This window comes from Magnetospirillum sp. WYHS-4, from assembly GCA_039908345.1.
In the GTDB taxonomy this organism is placed as follows: Bacteria; Pseudomonadota; Alphaproteobacteria; order Rhodospirillales; family GLO-3; genus JAMOBD01.
This window is the reverse complement of sequence record JAMOBD010000162.1, coordinates 1-1,183: the sequence shown is the minus strand read 5'-3', so window position 1 is coordinate 1,183 and position 1,183 is coordinate 1. Positions and strand designations below refer to the sequence as shown.

Annotated in this window: 2 protein-coding genes; both read left to right on the top strand. The window is 72.3% G+C overall.

Translation table 11 applies throughout. The annotated features are described in order from the left end of the window. The coding region (locus H7841_18605) for a PD-(D/E)XK nuclease family protein (protein ID MEO5338869.1) at positions 1-537 on the top strand (537 nt) is incomplete at its 5' end. Continuing rightward, positions 534-1,183 (top strand): UvrD-helicase domain-containing protein (locus H7841_18600; protein MEO5338868.1); only part of this gene is annotated, 650 nt, incomplete at its 3' end. The genes H7841_18605 and H7841_18600, both read left to right, overlap by 4 nt.

Genomic DNA, 1,183 nt, shown 5'->3' with positions numbered 1-1,183 from the left:
TGGTTCGTGGCCACCGAGCGCCGCCGCCGCGCCGAGGGCATCCGGCCGCTCGCCGTCGAGGCCTGGGCCGAACTGGCCCTGCCGGTGGCCGGGGTGCCGTTCGGGCTCTACGGCCGCGCCGATCGCATCGATCTGTTGCCCGACGGCGGTCTGGCGGTGATCGACTACAAGACGGGCACGCCGCCGTCCTGGAAGGAGCTGCGCGCCGGCCTCGCGCCCCAGTTGTCCCTGGAAGGCGCCCTGGCGGCGGCCGGGGCCTTCGAGAAGGTCAAGCCAGGCAGGGTGGACCACTTGGTCTACTACCGCCTCTCGGGCGGGCGAATCGCCGGCGAGGAACGGATCCTGGCGGAAGGCGACACGTCCGATCTCTGCGCCCAGGCCTTGGAAGGACTTCGGCGCCGAGTGGCGGCCTTTCGCAACCCGGCGACGCCCTATCTGTCGCGCCTGCGCCCCAAGTTCGCCAACCGGCCGGGCGATTACGACCACTTGGCGCGGGTGGCCGAATGGTCCGCGGGCGGCGAGGAGGGTGAGGAATGAGCCGGCGCACCGCCACCCAGCTGCTGGCCGCCGATCCCTTCCAGTCGGTCTGGGTGTCGGCCAACGCGGGCACCGGCAAGACCCAGGTGCTGGTGGACCGCATCGCCCGCCTTCTGCTGGCCGGCACGGCGCCGCACCGCATTCTTTGCCTGACCTTCACCAAGGCCGCCGCCGCCGAGATGGCCGACCGCCTGGCCCGCCGCTTAGGCGCCTGGGCCTTGGCCGACGATGCTCGGCTGGCGGCCGACCTGGGCGAACTGCTGGGGCCGGGTGCCGAGGCCGACCTGGCCCGCGCGCGTCGGCTGTTCGCCCAGTGCCTGGACGTGCCGGGTGGTCTCAAGATCCAGACCATCCACGCCTTCTGCGAGTCGCTGCTGTCGCGCTTCCCTCTGGAAGCCGGAGTATCGCCTCACTTCGCGGTGATGGATGAACGCACGGCCGCCGAACTGCTCAAGGACGCCCGCGACCGGGTGATCGCCGATTCGGCCACGGAAGCGGCCATGGAACGGCTGGCCGCCCTGGTCGATGAGATGCAATTCGACGGCGTGCTGCGCGAGCTGCTGGCCGGGCGCGGCAAGCTGGCCCGGCTGCTCGATCGCCATGGCGGTCCGGCAGGCCTGGCGGCCGCCGCCTACCGCGCGCTGGG